The sequence below is a fragment of the Pseudomonas sp. MWU12-3088 genome (genome assembly GCF_023242405.1).
Lineage (GTDB): Bacteria > Pseudomonadota > Gammaproteobacteria > Pseudomonadales > Pseudomonadaceae > Aquipseudomonas > Aquipseudomonas kribbensis.
Window position 1 is genome coordinate 77,447 of record NZ_JALJEA010000002.1, and the last position, 16,464, is coordinate 93,910.

Annotated in this window: 13 protein-coding genes; 3 read left to right on the forward strand and 10 right to left on the reverse strand. The window is 61.6% G+C overall.

Annotated features, from left to right (window positions below; all coding sequences use genetic code 11):
- Positions 1 to 70 precede the first annotated feature (70 nt).
- The 10 genes from M5B98_RS06115 to bioB form a co-directional block, all read right to left on the reverse strand.
- A complete protein-coding gene (locus tag M5B98_RS06115) occupies positions 71 to 1,867 on the reverse strand; it encodes an acyl-CoA dehydrogenase C-terminal domain-containing protein (RefSeq protein ID WP_248742211.1) in 1,797 nt (598 codons plus the stop codon).
- A gap of 90 nt (positions 1,868 to 1,957) precedes the next feature.
- Complete coding sequence (locus M5B98_RS06120; RefSeq protein ID WP_248742212.1) at positions 1,958 to 3,247, reverse strand: GGDEF domain-containing protein; 1,290 nt, start codon at positions 3,245 to 3,247, stop codon at positions 1,958 to 1,960.
- Positions 3,248 to 3,455: 208 nt separating this feature from the next.
- The gene (locus M5B98_RS06125; RefSeq protein ID WP_248742213.1) at positions 3,456 to 5,570 is read right to left on the reverse strand and encodes a cytochrome-c peroxidase; all 2,115 of its coding nucleotides are present in this window, start codon (positions 5,568 to 5,570) and stop codon (positions 3,456 to 3,458) included.
- A 258-nt stretch (positions 5,571 to 5,828) separates the two neighbouring features.
- Positions 5,829 to 7,634, reverse strand: a complete 1,806-nt coding sequence (locus M5B98_RS06130) for a phenylacyl-CoA dehydrogenase (RefSeq protein WP_248742214.1) — start codon at positions 7,632 to 7,634, stop codon at positions 5,829 to 5,831.
- Between the two features lie 275 nt (positions 7,635 to 7,909).
- A complete protein-coding gene (locus M5B98_RS06135; RefSeq protein ID WP_248742215.1) occupies positions 7,910 to 8,206 on the reverse strand; it encodes a pyrroloquinoline quinone biosynthesis protein PqqE in 297 nt (98 codons plus the stop codon).
- Between the two features lie 106 nt (positions 8,207 to 8,312).
- Entirely contained in the window at positions 8,313 to 8,993 is a 681-nt protein-coding gene (bioD, locus tag M5B98_RS06140; RefSeq protein ID WP_248742216.1) for a dethiobiotin synthase, read from the reverse strand.
- On the reverse strand, positions 8,990 to 9,802 hold the full coding sequence (gene bioC / locus M5B98_RS06145) for a malonyl-ACP O-methyltransferase BioC (protein WP_248742217.1): 813 nt from the start codon (positions 9,800 to 9,802) through the stop codon (positions 8,990 to 8,992). Before bioC ends, bioD begins: the two co-directional genes overlap by 4 nt.
- Entirely contained in the window at positions 9,795 to 10,526 is a 732-nt protein-coding gene (locus M5B98_RS06150; protein ID WP_248742218.1) for an alpha/beta fold hydrolase, read from the reverse strand. The genes bioC and M5B98_RS06150 overlap by 8 nt, the downstream gene beginning before the upstream one ends.
- Positions 10,519 to 11,697 (reverse strand): 8-amino-7-oxononanoate synthase, encoded by a 1,179-nt coding sequence (gene bioF, locus M5B98_RS06155; protein WP_248742219.1) that lies wholly within the window; start codon positions 11,695 to 11,697, stop codon positions 10,519 to 10,521. The genes M5B98_RS06150 and bioF overlap by 8 nt, the downstream gene beginning before the upstream one ends.
- 66 nt (positions 11,698 to 11,763) lie before the next feature.
- Positions 11,764 to 12,819 carry a biotin synthase BioB gene (gene bioB, locus M5B98_RS06160; RefSeq protein WP_085731680.1) on the reverse strand — a complete coding sequence of 352 codons (1,056 nt, stop codon included), beginning with the start codon at positions 12,817 to 12,819 and terminating at the stop codon, positions 11,764 to 11,766.
- A 91-nt stretch (positions 12,820 to 12,910) separates the two neighbouring features.
- Here bioB and M5B98_RS06165 point away from each other — a divergent pair, with 91 nt between their 5' ends.
- From M5B98_RS06165 to M5B98_RS06175, 3 genes are all read left to right on the forward strand, one after another.
- The gene (locus M5B98_RS06165; RefSeq protein WP_248742220.1) at positions 12,911 to 13,651 is read left to right on the forward strand and encodes a ComF family protein; all 741 of its coding nucleotides are present in this window, start codon (positions 12,911 to 12,913) and stop codon (positions 13,649 to 13,651) included.
- Between the two features lie 58 nt (positions 13,652 to 13,709).
- The gene (locus M5B98_RS06170; RefSeq protein ID WP_114885938.1) at positions 13,710 to 14,474 is read left to right on the forward strand and encodes a TOBE domain-containing protein; all 765 of its coding nucleotides are present in this window, start codon (positions 13,710 to 13,712) and stop codon (positions 14,472 to 14,474) included.
- 72 nt (positions 14,475 to 14,546) lie between these two features.
- The gene (locus tag M5B98_RS06175) at positions 14,547 to 16,448 is read left to right on the forward strand and encodes a PhoX family protein (protein ID WP_248742221.1); all 1,902 of its coding nucleotides are present in this window, start codon (positions 14,547 to 14,549) and stop codon (positions 16,446 to 16,448) included.
- Positions 16,449 to 16,464: the final 16 nt, after the last annotated feature.

Consider the following 16,464-nt stretch of genomic DNA (forward strand, 5'->3'; position numbering starts at 1 on the left):
TTTTTAGTCACCAGCAATCAGCCATAAAGAAGCCCGCAATCAGCGGGCTCTTTTGTTTAACAGTGGCGTGTTACAGCGAGAACAACTGCGCCGGCAATTTCATCAGGCAATCGCTGCCCGCCTCGATCGCCGCGCGGTGCGCCGCAGTACGTGGTAACAACCGTTTGAAGTAGAACTCGCACGTCGCCAGTTTGCCCTGGCAAAAATCGCCATCACCCTCGCCCGACTCCAGCTGTGCCTGGGCGATCAGTGCCATGCGCAGCCACAAATAGCCAAGGACGATGTAACCGCTGTACATCAGGTAATCCACCGACGCGGCGCCGACCTCATCCGGATTCTTCATCGCCGCCATGCCGACCTGCATGGTCAGTTCGCCCCACTGCTGATTGAGGCTATCGAGCTGCGCCACAAACCCGCCCAATTGCGCATGCCCGGCATTCGCTGCACAGAATTTGTGGACGATTTTGGTGAAGTTGCGCAGCAGCTTGCCTTGGCTGCCAAGGACTTTGCGCCCCAGCAGATCCAGCGCCTGAATGCCATTGGTGCCCTCGTAGATTGGTGCAATCCGGCAGTCGCGAACCAGTTGCTCCATGCCCCACTCACGGATGAAACCGTGGCCACCGAACACCTGCATGCCATGGTTGGTCACCTCCAGCCCGGTGTCGGTCATGAACGCCTTGCAGATCGGGGTCAGGAACGCCAGCAGATCTTCGGCCTCCTGACGCGCGTCGGCGTCCGGGCTCAGGTGCGCGACATCGAGCATCTGCGCAGTGAAATAGGTCAGCGCGCGGTTGCCTTCATTGAAGGCTTTCATGGTCAGCAGCATACGCCGCACGTCCGGGTGGACGATGATCGGATCCGCCGGTTTGTCCGGAGCTTTGGCGCCGGTCAGGGCACGCATCTGCAAGCGGTCGTTGGCGTATTTGATTGCGCCCTGGAAACTTGCCTCGCCCAGACACAGGCCCTGCATCCCGGTGCCGAGGCGCGCGTGGTTCATCATGGTGAACATGCAATTCAGGCCTTTGTTCGGCTCGCCGATCAGGAAGCCTTTGGCGTCATCGAAGTTCAGCACGCAGGTGGCCGAGGCCTTGATGCCCATCTTGTGCTCGATCGAACCGCAGGAAACGCCGTTGCGCTCCCCCGCCTCGCCGGCTGCATCCGGCAGGAATTTCGGCACGATGAACAGCGAAATGCCTTTGGTTCCGGCCGGGGCGTCCGGCAGTTTGGCCAGCACCAGATGAATGATGTTGTCGCTCATGTCGTGCTCGCCGGCGGAGATGAAAATCTTGCTGCCGGTGATCGCATAACTGCCGTCGGCCCTAGGCACGGCGCGGGTCTTGATGATGCCCAGGTCGGTGCCACAATGGGCTTCGGTCAGGCACATGGTGCCGGTCCACTGCCCGGCGGTCAGTTTGCGCAGGTAGGTGTTTTTCTGTTCTTCGGTGCCGTGGGCGTGGATGGCCGACATGGCGCCGTGGGTCAGGCCCGGGTACATGCCCCAGGAGGTGTTGCTGGACGCGACCATTTCGCTGATCACCAGCCCCAGCGAACTTGGCAGGCCCTGGCCGCCGTAGGTCGGGTCTGCCGCCAGACCGTGCCAGCCACCTTCCACGTATTGTGCGAAGGCCTGCTTGAAGCCTGTAGGTGTTGTCACTACGCCATTGTCGAAATGGCAGCCTTCTTCGTCACCGCTGCGATTGAGCGGTGCCAGAACGTTCTCACAGAACTTCGCGCCCTCCTCGAGGATCGCGTTGACCATGTCCGGGCTGGCGTCGTGGGCGCCGAGGGCCGCGTAGCGGGTGTGGAAGTCGAAGACGTGGTCGATCAGAAAGCGCATGTCGCGCAGGGGAGCTTTGTACTCGGGCATGGTGGCTTCTCCGTCAGCAGATCGTTTCAACCTACTGCCGGCCACCCTGCCCCACAATCACTGTCCAGACGCTGAATGCGCCGTCATCACTCAACCTGCGGCGCTGTCCATGCGCACCGCACCACGGCGGTTCTGACCGAACGCCATCACGCAGTTGCGACCCGCGCCCTTGGCGGCGTAGAGCGCCTGGTCGGCGGACTTGAGCACGTCTTCCGGGGTGCGCTGCTCGACCCGTTCCGCAACACCGATACTGACCGTGACCGATACGCTGGACGCACCGAAGCCGCCCCGCCGCTGACGCCCCTGTTGATCGTCCTGCGGGCGGTTTTCCTGATTGCGCAACTGGATGTTGTAGGACGCAATCGACTCGCGGATGACTTCCAGGTGCGGCATGCACTCTTCAAGGGTCTTGCCTGCAAACACCAGGGCGAATTCCTCGCCGCCATAGCGATAGGCCCTACCGCCTCCGCTGATTTTCGACAGTTTGCTGGCGACCAGTCGCAGGACCTGGTCACCCACGTCGTGACCATGGGTGTCGTTGAATTTCTTGAAGTGATCGACGTCGCTCATCGCCAGCACGTAGTTGCGACCCAGCCGCTGCATCCGTTCGTTGAGTGCGCGACGGCCCGGCAGACCGGTGAGCTCGTCACGGAAGGCCATTTGATAAGCCTCGTGCGCTACCGCAGCAGCGATCATCAACATCACCTGGCTGCACATGATGTTCAGGGTGAACGGCAGGATGAAGGTTTTCGGCAACATCCAGAACACCCCGAGCAACCCCACCAGTTGCGCCGCGTGCAGCGGACGCGGGTTGCGCCAATACTGCCAGGCCAGCAACAGAAACGCCGAGAGGAACACCGGATAGGACATCTGGATCAGGCTCATCCACGCGCCGTGCAAGGCCGGCCAGCGGATCTCCGAGAGCCACATCAGCAACGCCTGCGGGTAACTTTGCTCAAGCCCCAGCGCCACGCTGCCAAACGCCAGCAGCACGGCGAACCGCGCCACCATGTCCTGAAACAGATGCGTGCGCTCCTGCCACGCCGCAAACAGACCGAACAACAAAGGCAGCAGCAGACACACCAGATGGAACACCACGGCCGCGTCTTCGCGCACCTTGCCGTTGTCGCGGTAATAGTCGGTCTGGGTGTCGAGCAGGAAGTAGGCGATGTACACCGTGACCATCAGAAACAGTTCGCGCTGGCGTCGGTAAACCGCGCAATACGACCCGCCGAGCAACAGCACAAGGGTTGGCAACACGTTGAACAGCGAGGTGAAGAACACGTTGAGGTCTTTGACGTACGCAGCCGCCAGCCCCGCAAGCAACAACAGCAGTGAAGGAATGAAATGACTGAAACGTACAGCGGAAGAACGCGGCAAGGGTAAAGCTCCGACCGTCTTGGCAAAGAGATGGCATTGTGCCTGCAATGTGGCCAGTTAAGCACACACAATGTGATCCAGATCACAGGTTGTCTCTTTAACGGCCGAAACCCTCGGTTTCTGAGCCTTCAATCAAGGTTTTTTCCTTGGCGGGCATGAAACTTTCGTCATGGCCACCATGCGTGATGGCCATGACGGTCATTTCCCCTCAAAGATCGTTGTAGAACGGCTGCAACGGCCCCTCCGCCGCCGGACGGCCTTCAGCGCCGTAAGGCTTGAGATTGAGCACTGCGTCAGTTGCCTGACGGGTCGTGACTTTCGGACTGGCCGGGCGCTGGGTCACGGCATTTTCATCACCGACATGACCCTGCGCAATCACCAGAGACGGATGATCGAAAGGCGCCCGTTCCCAGGCAACGCGCGGATCGGTCAGGCCGACCTCCATGAATTTCACCAGCGCGTCGACTTCGTCAGGCGTCAGGTTCAGCGCCGTCATGTCCGGGTCGAGGTTGGAGGTGTTGTGCTGATTCACCGCCGGGTGCTCGAAGCCGCTGGTGTTGTTGGCATCCTCACCGCGCCGGTCGCCGCCACGGTTGTAGAACTCCATGACCTGCTTGAGCGTGGCACGACTGCCGTTGTGGAAGTACGGGCCGGTCAGGGCAATGTTGCGCAGGGTCGGGGTCTTGAATGCGCCGTCCACCGAATCGCGGAACCCGACATTCGGCTTGAGCGTGGCATCGCACGGAATCGCTGCACTCAGCGGCGCTTCGAAGGTGCACACGTCGACATCCAGCGGATCGACGGATTTTCCGCCCTGCAACACCGTGTTGTACTGGCGGGTGAACGACCACGGATTGCCCCAGGCATCCGCACCGCCGAGGGCGAGATCCTCCGAAGTCGGGCGGACACCGGTGTTGTAGAAGCCGTTGTCGTAGAGGGTCGTCAGATTGTCGGCCATCACCATCCGCTCGATGCGCTCACGCGGGTGCATCAGCAAACGGCTGGCGGCATTGGTCAGCTCAGCGCCGCCGTGGCAATTGACGCATTTGCCCTTGCCGAGGAACAGGTTCATGCCCTCGACCTGCTGCGCGTTCATGGCGGTGTGGTCGCCTTGCAGGTAAGCATCGATCGGCGCCTGATCGGAGATCAACGTGGCTTCGTACATCTGGATCGCCAGGCCGAAGAACAGCGGGAAATTGGCTTCCATCTGGGTGTACGGCGCGCCGCCCACCAACACGTTTTGCGTGGCGTTCCACAGCCGGGGCTGGAAGGCATTCTTGATCAGTTCGCGATAGGTCGGACGCCGTGCGCCGGACACTGGGCCGAGCACTGAATCGCTGGACGAGATCCGTTGCTGCTTGAGCATCAGCGTGTCGAGCATCCTGCGACCGATGTCGGCAAAGGTACGGCCGCCACAGGACATTTCCACCGGGCTGCCGGGCGGGCCGACGGCTTGCGAGGCGGCAGACGCATCGTTGAGCGCCAGCCTGACTTTGGTGGCGACCGTGCTGCGTTCGCTGGTCACGTAGATCCCCGCATCCGGGTCGCGATTGCCGAACGGCGAAAACCCGTTGAACACGTTGTTGGCCCGGCCGTCCCAGAAGTTGCGCACGTTGAACGCGGCGTTGATCACCGACGGCGCGTTGCGACCGGTGCTGCGCCGTACGTTTATGCCGCCGACCTGAAACAGGCCGTCCGGCTGCTGGGTGCATTTGTCGAAGCGCGGCTGATTGGGTTTGACGAAGTTGGCATCGAACACGCCCTGTGAACCGACAACGTCGTCAGTCGAGAAAACGATCGGCGAGTTGCGCTCCAGCGGATTGCTCAGCACATGAGTCGGAAAGTCGGTTTTCTTCAGCGTGTAGTTCGGCCCGCCCTTGCCGCCGGACAACGTTGAGTAGGTCGCCACGTCACCGGGAATGTCGGAGGCCACAAACGGCTTGTTGAAAATCGACGCGACGTTGGCGTTGGTGTTGGCCTGGCCGGGGTTGATCTGATTGGTGATGCGATGATCGACGCCGGCATGGTAGTGGCAGGATGCGCACGCCGTTGCGCCGTCGCTGCCGATCTCCATATCCCAGAACAACGCCTTGCCCAACAGGATCGCGGCAGAGCGGTTGAGCACGTAGTCGGTCATCAGGTCGACCTTGCGCCCGCCTTCGGTTCCGGACGGATCGGGCGGCACCATCCCGCGCAACGACTGCAGCGACGGCACCTCCGGCGCAGGAGGATCGACTTCGGCGGGGTCGGCGGCCCACGCGCTGTGGACTGACAGCGCGACGGGTAACCAGAAGGTCAAACGAGCGAGTCGACTGATGTTCATAGGCTTCACCCTGACTGTTGTTAAGTGCCGGGGCGTCATGCTTCTTTGAGCAGGCAGTTCTGATTAGCACCGGTAATTCGGGCAGTGCAATTAATTGGCCACTCTTCTGGAAACATCTTGAATCAATAAGCGCAGGGGATCGGCTGAGCAAAGCCGTCGTCAATGCTGGGGAATCAGCCCCGGGATTGGGGAAATCCGGGCACAAAAAAACCGCTGCCCCCGAAGGAGCAGCGGTTTTCAGAACGACCGCGTTAAGGCTTAGTAGCCCAGCGAGAAGTTCTCTTCCTTCATGTCCATCAGGTTGTTGGCACCCGACAGCATGGTTGCCACGTGCGTACGGGTACGCGGCAGGATGCGCTGGAAGTAGAAACGCGCGGTTTGCAGCTTGGCGGTGTAGAACGCCTCGTCGCTGGTGCCGGCAGCCAGTTTTTCAGCAGCCAGACGCGCCATGTCGGCCCAGAAGTAGGCCAGGCAGGCGTAGCCGGAGTACATCAGGTAGTCCACGGAGGCCGCGCCGACTTCTTCGCGGTCTTTCATGGCGGCCATACCGACCTTCATGGTCAGCTCGCCCCACTCTTTGTTCAGTGCAGCCAACGGTGCGACGAATTCTTTGACGGCTTCGTTGCCTTCGTTGTTCTGGCAGAACTTGTGGACGATCTTGGTGAAGCCTTTCAGAGCCTCGCCTTGAGTCATCAGCACTTTACGGCCCAGCAGGTCGAGCGCCTGGATGCCGGTGGTGCCTTCGTACAGCATCGAGATGCGGCTGTCGCGAACGTTCTGCTCCATGCCCCACTCGGCGATGAAGCCGTGGCCGCCGTAGATCTGTACGCCGTGGTTGGCGGATTCGAAACCGACTTCGGTCATGAACGCTTTGGCGATTGGAGTCATGAACGCCAACAGGGCGTCGGCTTTCTTCTTCTCTTCTTCGTCCACGCCGTATTTGACGATGTCGACCTGTTTGGCGGTGAAGTACACCATCGCGCGGTTGCCTTCGGCGAATGCCTTCATGGTCAACAGCATGCGGCGTACATCTGGGTGCACGATGATCGGGTCAGCGGCTTTGTCCGGCGCTTTCGGGCCAGTCAGGGAGCGCATTTGCAGACGGTCGCGAGCGTATTTCAGGCCGCCCTGGAAGCCGATTTCGGCGTGGGCCAGACCTTGCAGCGCGGTACCCAGACGTGCGGTGTTCATGAAGGTGAACATGCAGTTAAGGCCTTTGTTCGCCGGGCCGATCAGGAAACCGGTGGCGCCGTCGAAGTTCATCACGCAAGTGGCGTTGCCATGGATGCCCATCTTGTGTTCCAGCGAACCGCAGCTCACCGCGTTGCGAGCGCCAACAGTGCCGTCGGCATTCGGCATGAACTTCGGAACGATGAACAGGGAAATGCCTTTGGTACCAGCCGGTGCGTCCGGCAGGCGGGCCAGTACGATGTGGACGATGTTGTCGGCCATGTCGTGTTCACCGGCCGAGATGAAGATCTTGGTGCCGGAGACTTTGTAGGAGCCGTCGGCCTGAGGTTCGGCCTTGGTGCGCAGCATGCCCAGGTCGGTGCCGCAGTGCGGCTCGGTCAGGCACATGGTGCCGGTCCATTCGCCGGAGACCAGTTTGGTCAGATAGGCTTCTTGCTGCTCCGGGGTGCCGTGCTCGGAAATGGTGTTCATCGCGCCGTGCGACAGGCCCGGGTACATGCCCCACGACCAGTTGGCTTCGCCGACCATTTCGCTTACAGCCAGGCCCAGCGACTCAGGCAGGCCCTGACCGCCGTGCTCCACGTCATGGGCCAGGCTTGGCCAGCCGCCTTCCACGAATTGCTTGTAGGCCTCTTTGAAGCCGGTCGGGGTTTTCACGCCGGACTCGCTCCAGGTGCAACCTTCGATGTCGCCCACGCGGTTCAGCGGTGCCAGCACCTGCTCACAAAACTTGGCGCCCTCTTCGAGAATGGCGTCAACCATGTCCGGCGTTGCCTCTGCGCACGCTGGAAGGCTCTGATAGTGCGCTTCGTAGCCGAGCAGTTCGTCACGAACGAAGCGAATATCACGCAAGGGGGCCTTGTAGTCAGGCATAGCGATAAACCTCTGCTGATGTAACCGGGAATGAACGACCGCATTGATTTGTTGTGACGGTCAAACAGTTGTTTGAAACATACGTTTACGCCGAAATCTTGTCAAGCGTCGTTCTTTTGCCATTCGTCATCACATTTTCAGAACGCCGGACACAGCACCGCGCCATGCGCCCGGACGAGCCATGTGCACTGAAAAAAGATTAGTTGAGGGAGAAGGACTTACAACGAAAAACGCCGCGAACAGTCGCGGCGTCTGGCAAAGCGCAGATCAGAAAATCAGGCGAACGTATCGATGATCGTACCGAGCATTTCATCGGATGCCTTGGCGACTTTCGTGCCCAGTTCCACTTGAAACTTGCCCTGGGCCATTTCGGCCATGGCGCTGCCCGGATCCATTTGCTGGCTGCGATCGATACCGCGCAGGCGATCGATCTGTGCCTCGGAAGACTGGCTGGTGACCGAACGCTCGATGGTGTTGTTGGCGATCTGGCTGGCGGCCTGATCGACGCGGTTCTGCCCGGTCTGAATGCTGCTCAGACCGGCATAAAAAGCTGTGTTTCCGGAGATTTCCATGGGAGCTCTCATCCTTGGGAAGGATCAATGGATGCCATTGAACCAGAGGCGTCAGAAAAACACCCGTCAAAAACACTAATGGCACAGTGCCTTGTCATAGCCAAAATCAGTCGAGCAGATCGAGTTGCAAGTGATCGGCGACCGCTTCAGCGCTGACAGCCTTGAGTTTCGGCACCCGCCCCAGGCATGGTGCCGGGATCCGCTCGGCCAGCGTCGCGAGGTTTTCCTCCAGCCGCGATGTCTTCGGATCAATGATGTTCGCCACCCAACCGGCCAGTTGCAGCCCGTCACGTGCAATCGCTTCAGCGGTCAGCAATGCATGGCTGATGCAACCCAGACGCACGCCCACCACCAGAATCACTGGCAGCTGCAACGCAATCGCCAGATCCGAAAGATTGTCCTGATCCGCCAACGGCACCCGCCAGCCACCCGCGCCTTCGATCAACGTGAAATCGGCGTTCATGGCCAGAATCTCGCGCATCGGTGCCAGCAACGATTGCACGGTCAGCGCCACACCTGCCTCTCGCGCCGCCAGATGCGGTGCGATCGCCGGTTCGAACGCTACCGGATTGAGCTGCTGATAAGTCAGCGGCAAAGAACACTCGGCCTGCAACGCCAGGGCATCGGAGTTGCGCAGGCCTTTGGGCGTCACGACACAACCGGAGGCCACCGGTTTGCCCGCCGCCGTACTCAGCCCTGCCGATCTGGCAGCATGCAGCAACCCGGCGGCCACCGTTGTCTTGCCGACGTCAGTGTCAGTTCCGGTGATGAAATAGGCTGCGCTCATAAGGGTTTCTCCAACACGGCGTAGACCACCTGATAAGTCGCCGGCAAGCCTTGTTGCTGACGGAACTGCTCGTAAGCCTCGACCAGCCCCAGAATCCGCGTCCGCCCGGTCAGCCCCCCCGGCCGGCCAGGGTTCAGGTTATGCGCGCCCAAGGCCTTGAGTTCATGAGTCAGGCTGCGCACATCCGGGTAATGCAGCACGTGGGGCCGATTCTCCAGACTGACCGTGCGCAAACCACTGGCCGCGCACAATTGTTCGTAGCGGGCGAACTCGCGGAAGCGGTTGACGTGCACCAGGCCATCGACCTGGCGCCAACTGTCGCGCAGTTCGTACAGCGTCCCTACACAAAGACTAGCAAACGCGAAAATCCCCCCCGGTTTCAGCACCCGGAAGGCTTCGCCGAGCACCAATTCGAAGTCCGCACACCACTGCACGGCGAGGCTGGAGAAGATCAGATCGCAGGTCGAATCCTGCAACGGCAAGCGTTCGGCATCACCGGCAATAAAGTGTGTGGCCCCGCCCAACGGCCGGGCGTGATTGAGCATGCCTTCGGCGATATCCAGCGCCAGCCCTTCGTTACCCGCAAAACGTTCGGCCAGCGCCCGGGTGAAATAACCGGTGCCGCAACCCAGATCCAGCCAGCGCGGCGGCAGAAAATCCATGGGCAAGCGATTGAGCAACTGCGTACCGACATCACGCTGCAACTCGGCGACGCTGTCGTAGCTGGCCGCTGCACGGGAAAAGGAAGCCGCGACCTGGCGCTTGTCAGGCAAGCCGCCGGGCAGCGCAGCAAGAGACAAATCAGTCATCACCACACTCACTTAAAAACGCCTGGATCGCACCGGCCACACCGTGGGGGTCTTCCAGAAGAAACGCATGGCTGGCCTGCTCGATCAGCCCGACCTCGACATCCGCCAGCAGCGCGAACAACTCGCCCGCGGCTTCCGCCGGCACCAGCCCGTCCAGCCCGGCAAACAGATGCAATTGCGGACCTCGAAACACCTGCAGGGCATTGCGCGTATCGAGCTGCGCCAACAACTCCAGCCCCGCCATCAAAGTCGCCGGCGAAGTGTTCGGCGCGCCGCCGAGCAACAGCCGCGACACGCCGCGCGGGTCTTGCGCACCTTGAGCACACAGCAGAGAAAAACGTTTGAGGGTCTGGCGCGGATCAGCACTGCAACCGGCCAGAAATGCATCGAAGGTTTCCGCCGGCATCGCGCTCGGCCATTGCTCATGGGCAACGAAAGAAAGATTGCTCGCCAACGTCAGCAAGCCGCAGCAATGTTCGCCACGCCGCGCCGCCAGTTCAGAAGCCAGCATGCCGCCCAGCGACCAGCCACCGAGCCAGACGTCCTGGGGAATGCGCTCATCGAGTTCATCGAGCCAGTCTGCAGGATCGCTGGACTCCAGCTCCGGCAACGGTTCGATTTCCACCGTCAGGTGTTCGTCGAGCCCACGCAGCGCTGCCGCCAACGGCTCCAGCGGAGAAACCCCGAGGCCCCAGCCAGGGAGCAGAATCAGTCGATCACGCATGGCTTGGCTCCGACTTCAGTTGGGCAAAGCAATCGGCCAGTCCTTCTAACAATAGTTGCACCTGCGCCTCACTGTGGGCGGCGGTCAGGGTGACCCGCAGCCGCGCACTGCCGGCAGGCACGGTCGGCGGACGGATCGCGGTGACCATCAGCCCACGCTCGCGCAGCATCTGCGACAAGCGCACGGCGCGGCCGGCATCGCCAATCATGATCGGCTGGATAGGCGTAAAGCTGTCCATCAGTTCCAGACCGATCTGTTCGGCGCCACGGCGGAACTGGCGGATCAGCGTCTGCAAATGCTCGCGGCGCCAGTGTTCGCTGCGTAGCAGCTCCAGGCTTTTAAGCGTCGCGCAGGCCAGCGCTGGCGGCTGGCTGGTGGTGTAGATGTACGGACGGGCAAACTGGATCAGGCTTTCGATCAACTCTTCACTGCCGGCCACGAATGCTCCGGCCGTGCCGAACGCCTTGCCGAGGGTGCCAACCAGCACCGGCACATCCTCCTGGCTCAGACCGAAATGCTCGACGATCCCGCCACCGTTCGCGCCCAGCGGACCGAAACCGTGGGCGTCATCGACCATCAACCAAGCGCCTTTGGCCTTGGCCTCTCGGGCCAGCGCTGGCAGGTCGGCGAGATCGCCGTCCATGCTGAACACGCCGTCGGTGACCACCAGCGTATTGCCGGTGGCTTTCTCCAGACGTTTGGCCAGGCTGTCGGCGTCGTTGTGCAGATAACGATTGAAGCGCGCGCCGGACAATAGGCCGGCATCCAGCAACGACGCATGATTGAGCCGGTCTTCCAGCACCGTGTCGCCCTGCCCGACCAACGCCGTGACCGCGCCGAGGTTGGCCATGTAGCCGGTGGTGAACAACAAGGCACGTGGCCGTCCAGTGAGGTCGGCCAACGCTTCTTCCAACTCGTGATGCGGGCCACTGTGGCCGATCACCAGATGCGAAGCACCGCCGCCAACGCCCCACTTGGAGGCACCGGCGCGCCAGGCCTCGATCACTTGCGGGTGATTGGCCAGGCCCAGGTAATCGTTGTTGCAGAACGCCAGCAACGGCTGACCGTCGACCACCACTTCCGGCCCTTGTGGGCTTTCAAGCAGCGGGCGCTGGCGATAGAGATTTTCGGCACGACGGGCAGCAAGGCGTGCGGCGAGATCGAAAGACATGCAGGCCTCACGGTGGCAAATGAGTCAGCAGGCGCTGCACGAGGCAGCGCCTGAAAGAACGGGCGATCAGACCGCCGCGTTGTAGAACTGCTCGCTGCTCTTCTGCTCCACCAGCGCCTGCTCGATGGCGGCCTGATGCACTTCGTCAGCGTGCTCTTCGCGGGCTTCCGGCTGAATGCCCAGACGCGCAAACAGCTGCATGTCCTTGTCGGCCTGCGGGTTGGCGGTGGTCAGCAGTTTGTCGCCGTAGAAGATCGAGTTGGCGCCGGCGAAGAACGCCAGGGCCTGCATCTGCTCGTTCATCGCCTCGCGGCCGGCGGACAGGCGCACGTGGGATTGCGGCATCAGGATGCGCGCCACGGCGAGCATGCGGATGAAGTCGAACGGATCGACGTCGTCAGCGTTCTCCAGCGGGGTGCCGGCAACTTTCACCAGCATGTTGATCGGCACCGACTCCGGATGCTCCGGCAGGTTGGCCAGCTGGATCAGCAGGTTCGCGCGGTCATCGAGGGACTCGCCCATGCCGAGGATGCCGCCGGAGCAGATTTTCATCCCCGCATCGCGCACATAGGCCAGGGTCTGCAGACGCTCGCTGTAGGTGCGGGTGGTGATGATACTGCCGTAGAACTCCGGCGAGGTATCGAGGTTGTGGTTGTAGTAGTCGAGCCCGGCCTTGGCCAGCGCCTCGGTTTGATCCTGATCGAGACGACCGAGGGTCATGCAGGTTTCCAGGCCCATAGCCTTCACGCCTTCGACCATCTTCAGCACGTAAGGCATGTCTTTGGCCGACGGATGCTTCCACGCCGCGCCCATGCAGAAGCGGGTCGAACCGATGGCTTTGGCGCGGGCAGCCTCTTCGAGGACTTTCTGCACTTCCATCAGCTTTTCTTTTTCCAGGCCGGTGTTGTAGTGACCGGACTGCGGACAATATTTGCAGTCTTCCGGGCAGGCGCCGGTCTTGATCGACAGCAGGGTGGAAACCTGAACGCGGTTGGCGTCGAAATGCGCGCGGTGCACCGTCTGCGCCTGGAACAGCAAGTCGTTGAATGGCTGAACGAAGAGTGCTTTGACTTCGGCCAAAGACCAGTCGTGACGCAGGGTGGCAGTGGTGCTGGCGCTCATGGGCGATTCCTTGGTTATGCTTGGCTTGCGCCTGGGGAAACGGAATACCCACAGGCACGACACGGATGTTCGGCATATTTAAGGAAGAGTCATGCACTGTCAACCACATCAAGATAGGCCGGTTTACATCTGGCTAAATAATAACCAGATCTGTTTGATTTGCGATGAGCCGGCGGAAACTGAAACGCCGCTCTGCGTAGCCTGTGAAACCGACCTGCCCTGGCTTGGCGATCAATGCATGACCTGCGCATTGCCGCAGCCCGCAGCGGGCCTGACATGCGGCGGCTGCCTGAAAGATCCGCCCGCCTTCGAGCAGGTGGTAGCACCCTGGTCCTATGGCTTCCCGGTGGACAGCCTGATCACCCGTTTCAAGCACAACGCAAAATGGCCGTTTGGCCGCCTGTTGGGCGAGGTTCTCGGGCAGTTCCTGCAACATCGCTTCGACGAGGGCCTGCCACGCCCGGACGCCCTGCTGCCGGTGCCGTTGGCGAACAAGCGCCTGCGTCAGCGCGGATTCAATCAGGCAGCCATGCTGGCGCGGTGGCTCGGCAAGCAACTGGATTTGCCCTGTGAAGAAAATGTCCTGCGCCGTATTCAGGACACCAGCGCCCAACAGGCACTCGATGCCAAGGCGCGCAAACGCAATCTGCGCAATGCCTTCGATCTTTTGCCAGACGCCCACATACAAAGTCGGCACCTGGCGTTGGTCGATGATGTGCTGACCACCGGTGCCACCGCCCAGGCACTGGCCCGACTGCTGGTGGACGCCGGCGCCACGCGGGTCGACGTCTACTGCCTGGCCCGCACACCGAAACCTGGCGACGCGGCTTGACTCACACGCGCCAAGCGGCCAACTTCCTCCTCCATCAACCCAGCACAAAGCACCCGACATGTCCTTGCCTTCCCTGTTGTCCCAGCACATCGTCCGCCGCCCGCAGCGCATCGCCCTGCTGCAACACATCGCCGAACAGGGCTCGATCACCCGTGCCGCGAAAAGCGCGGGCCTGAGTTACAAGGCGGCGTGGGATGCCATCGATGAGTTGAACAATCTGGCGCAAAAACCGTTGGTCGAGCGGGCTGTCGGCGGCAAGGGTGGCGGCGGCGCCAAACTGTCCAGCGAAGGCGAACGGGTGCTGCGTCTTTATCAGAAGCTGCAAGCCTTGCAGGCGCAGGTGCTGGAAGCCGCCGAAGACGCCAGCGATCTGGATCTGCTCGGTCGCCTGATGCTCCGGACCAGCGCCCGCAACCAATTGCACGGCAAGGTCGTGAGCATCGAGCATCAGGGCCGCAATGACCTGATCCGCCTCGAACTGGCCGAAGGCCTGTGCATCGACGCGCAGATCACCCACGACAGCACCGTGCATCTGGAGCTACAACCGGGCACCGAAGTGGTGGCATTGATCAAGGCTGGCTGGCTTGAATTGCTGGGCAACGGGCAAGCTGCAACATCTGGTCACAATCTTCTCGAAGGCACCCTCGAAGCGATTCTCGACGCCGAGGACGGCCCCAGCGAAGTGCGCATCGCACTGCCCAATGGCCAGACACTCTGCGCCCTGGCTGAGCCGCTGCACCTGCGCACTCACAAACTGACCGTCGACCAGCCGGTACAGGTGCAGTTCTCACCGTCCAACGTGCTGATCGGCACACCGCTCTAGCCCGGTTCCCTGCAACAAAAGCTTCATCGCCTCTCATTAAGGTGGCTGCCAAAACCAAGCAGGGAGCCTGATGTGAGCCTATTAGAAGAAAACCAATCCACTGACCTGGAAAAAATGGTCGGCATGAGCCGTCGCGGTTTCATCGGTGCCGGCGCACTGTGCGGCGCTGCGATGTTCCTCGGTGGCAGCCTGTTGACCCGCAGCGCCCTGGCCACCGGTGTCAGCGCCGGCAACAGCCGCCTGCTGGGCTTCGACAGCATTCCGGCCGCCACCACCGACGTCATCAGCCTGCCAAAAGGCTACAAGTCGTCGGTGCTGATCAGTTGGGGCCAGCCCCTGCACAAGAACGGTCCGGCCTTCGACCCGAGCGGCAACGGCACCGCAGCCGCACAGGAAGTGCAGTTCGGTGACAACAACGACGGCATGAGCCTGTTCGCCTTCCCGGACGACAAGAATCGCGCGCTGATGGCGATCAACAACGAATACACCAACTACCGCTACCTCTATCCCCACGGCGGCCTGCCGCAGTCGGCGGAAGACGTGCGCAAGGCCCTGGCCTGCGAAGGTGTGTCGGTGATCGAAGTGGCACGCAAGAACGGTCAGTGGCAGTTCGTCCAGGGCTCGCGCTACAACCGGCGCATCCACGGCAATTCGCCGTTGCGCATCAGCGGCCCGGCGGCCGGCCACGAGCTGATGAAAACCAGCGCCGACAAGCACGGCAAGAAAGTCCTCGGCACCTTCCAGAACTGCGCCAACGGCAAGACCCCGTGGGGCACTTACCTGACCTGCGAAGAGAACTTCACCGACTGCTTCGGCAGCAGCAACGCCCAACAGCAATTCGATCCGGCGCAGAAACGCTACGGCGTGACTGCCGCCAGCCGCGAGATCAACTGGCATCCGTTCGATCCGCGCTTCGACATGGCGAAGAACCCGAACGAGCTCAACCGTCATGGCTGGGTCGTGGAAATCGACCCATTCGATCCACAATCGACCCCGGTCAAACGCACCGCCCTCGGTCGCTTCAAACATGAAAACGCTGCCCTGGCCGAGACCGACGACGGTCGCGCCGTGGTGTACATGGGCGACGACGAACGTGGCGAGTTCATCTACAAGTTCGTCAGCCGCGACCGCATCAATCACCGCAACGCCAAAGCCAACCGCGACATTCTCGATCACGGCACCCTGTACGTGGCGAAGTTCGACGCAGGCGACGGCAATCCCGACCACCCGAAAGGCCAGGGCCAGTGGATCGAACTGACCCACGGCAAGAACGGCATTGACGCCAGCAGCGGTTTTGCCGATCAGGCGGAAGTGCTGATCCACGCGCGCTTGGCGGCCAGTGTGGTCGGCGCCACGCGCATGGACCGCCCGGAGTGGATCGTGGTCAGCCCGAAGGACGGCCAGGTTTATTGCACCCTGACCAACAACGCCAAGCGCGGCGAAGACGGCCAACCGGTGGGCGGCCCGAACCCGCGCGAGAAGAACGTCTACGGGCAGATTCTGCGTTGGCGCACCGACCGCGACGATCACGGTTCGAAGACTTTCGGCTGGGATCTGTTCGTGGTGGCCGGCAACCCGAGCGTGCACGCCGGAACGCCGAAGGGCGGCTCGTCGAATATCACCCCGCAGAACATGTTCAACAGCCCGGACGGCCTCGGTTTCGACAAGGCTGGCCGACTGTGGATTCTCACCGACGGCGATTCGAGCAACGCCGGGGACTTTGCCGGGATGGGCAACAATCAGATGCTCTGCGCCGATCCCAAGACCGGTGAGATTCGCCGATTCATGGTCGGGCCGATCGGTTGCGAAGTCACCGGGATCAGCTTCTCGCCAGATCAGAAAACCCTGTTTGTCGGGATTCAGCATCCGGGCGAAAACGGCGGTTCGACCTTCCCCGAGCATTTGCCGAACGGCAAGCCGCGCTCTTCGGTGATGGCGATTACCCGTGAGGATGGCGGGATCGTCGGCGCCTGATGCTGCGACGCTCTGA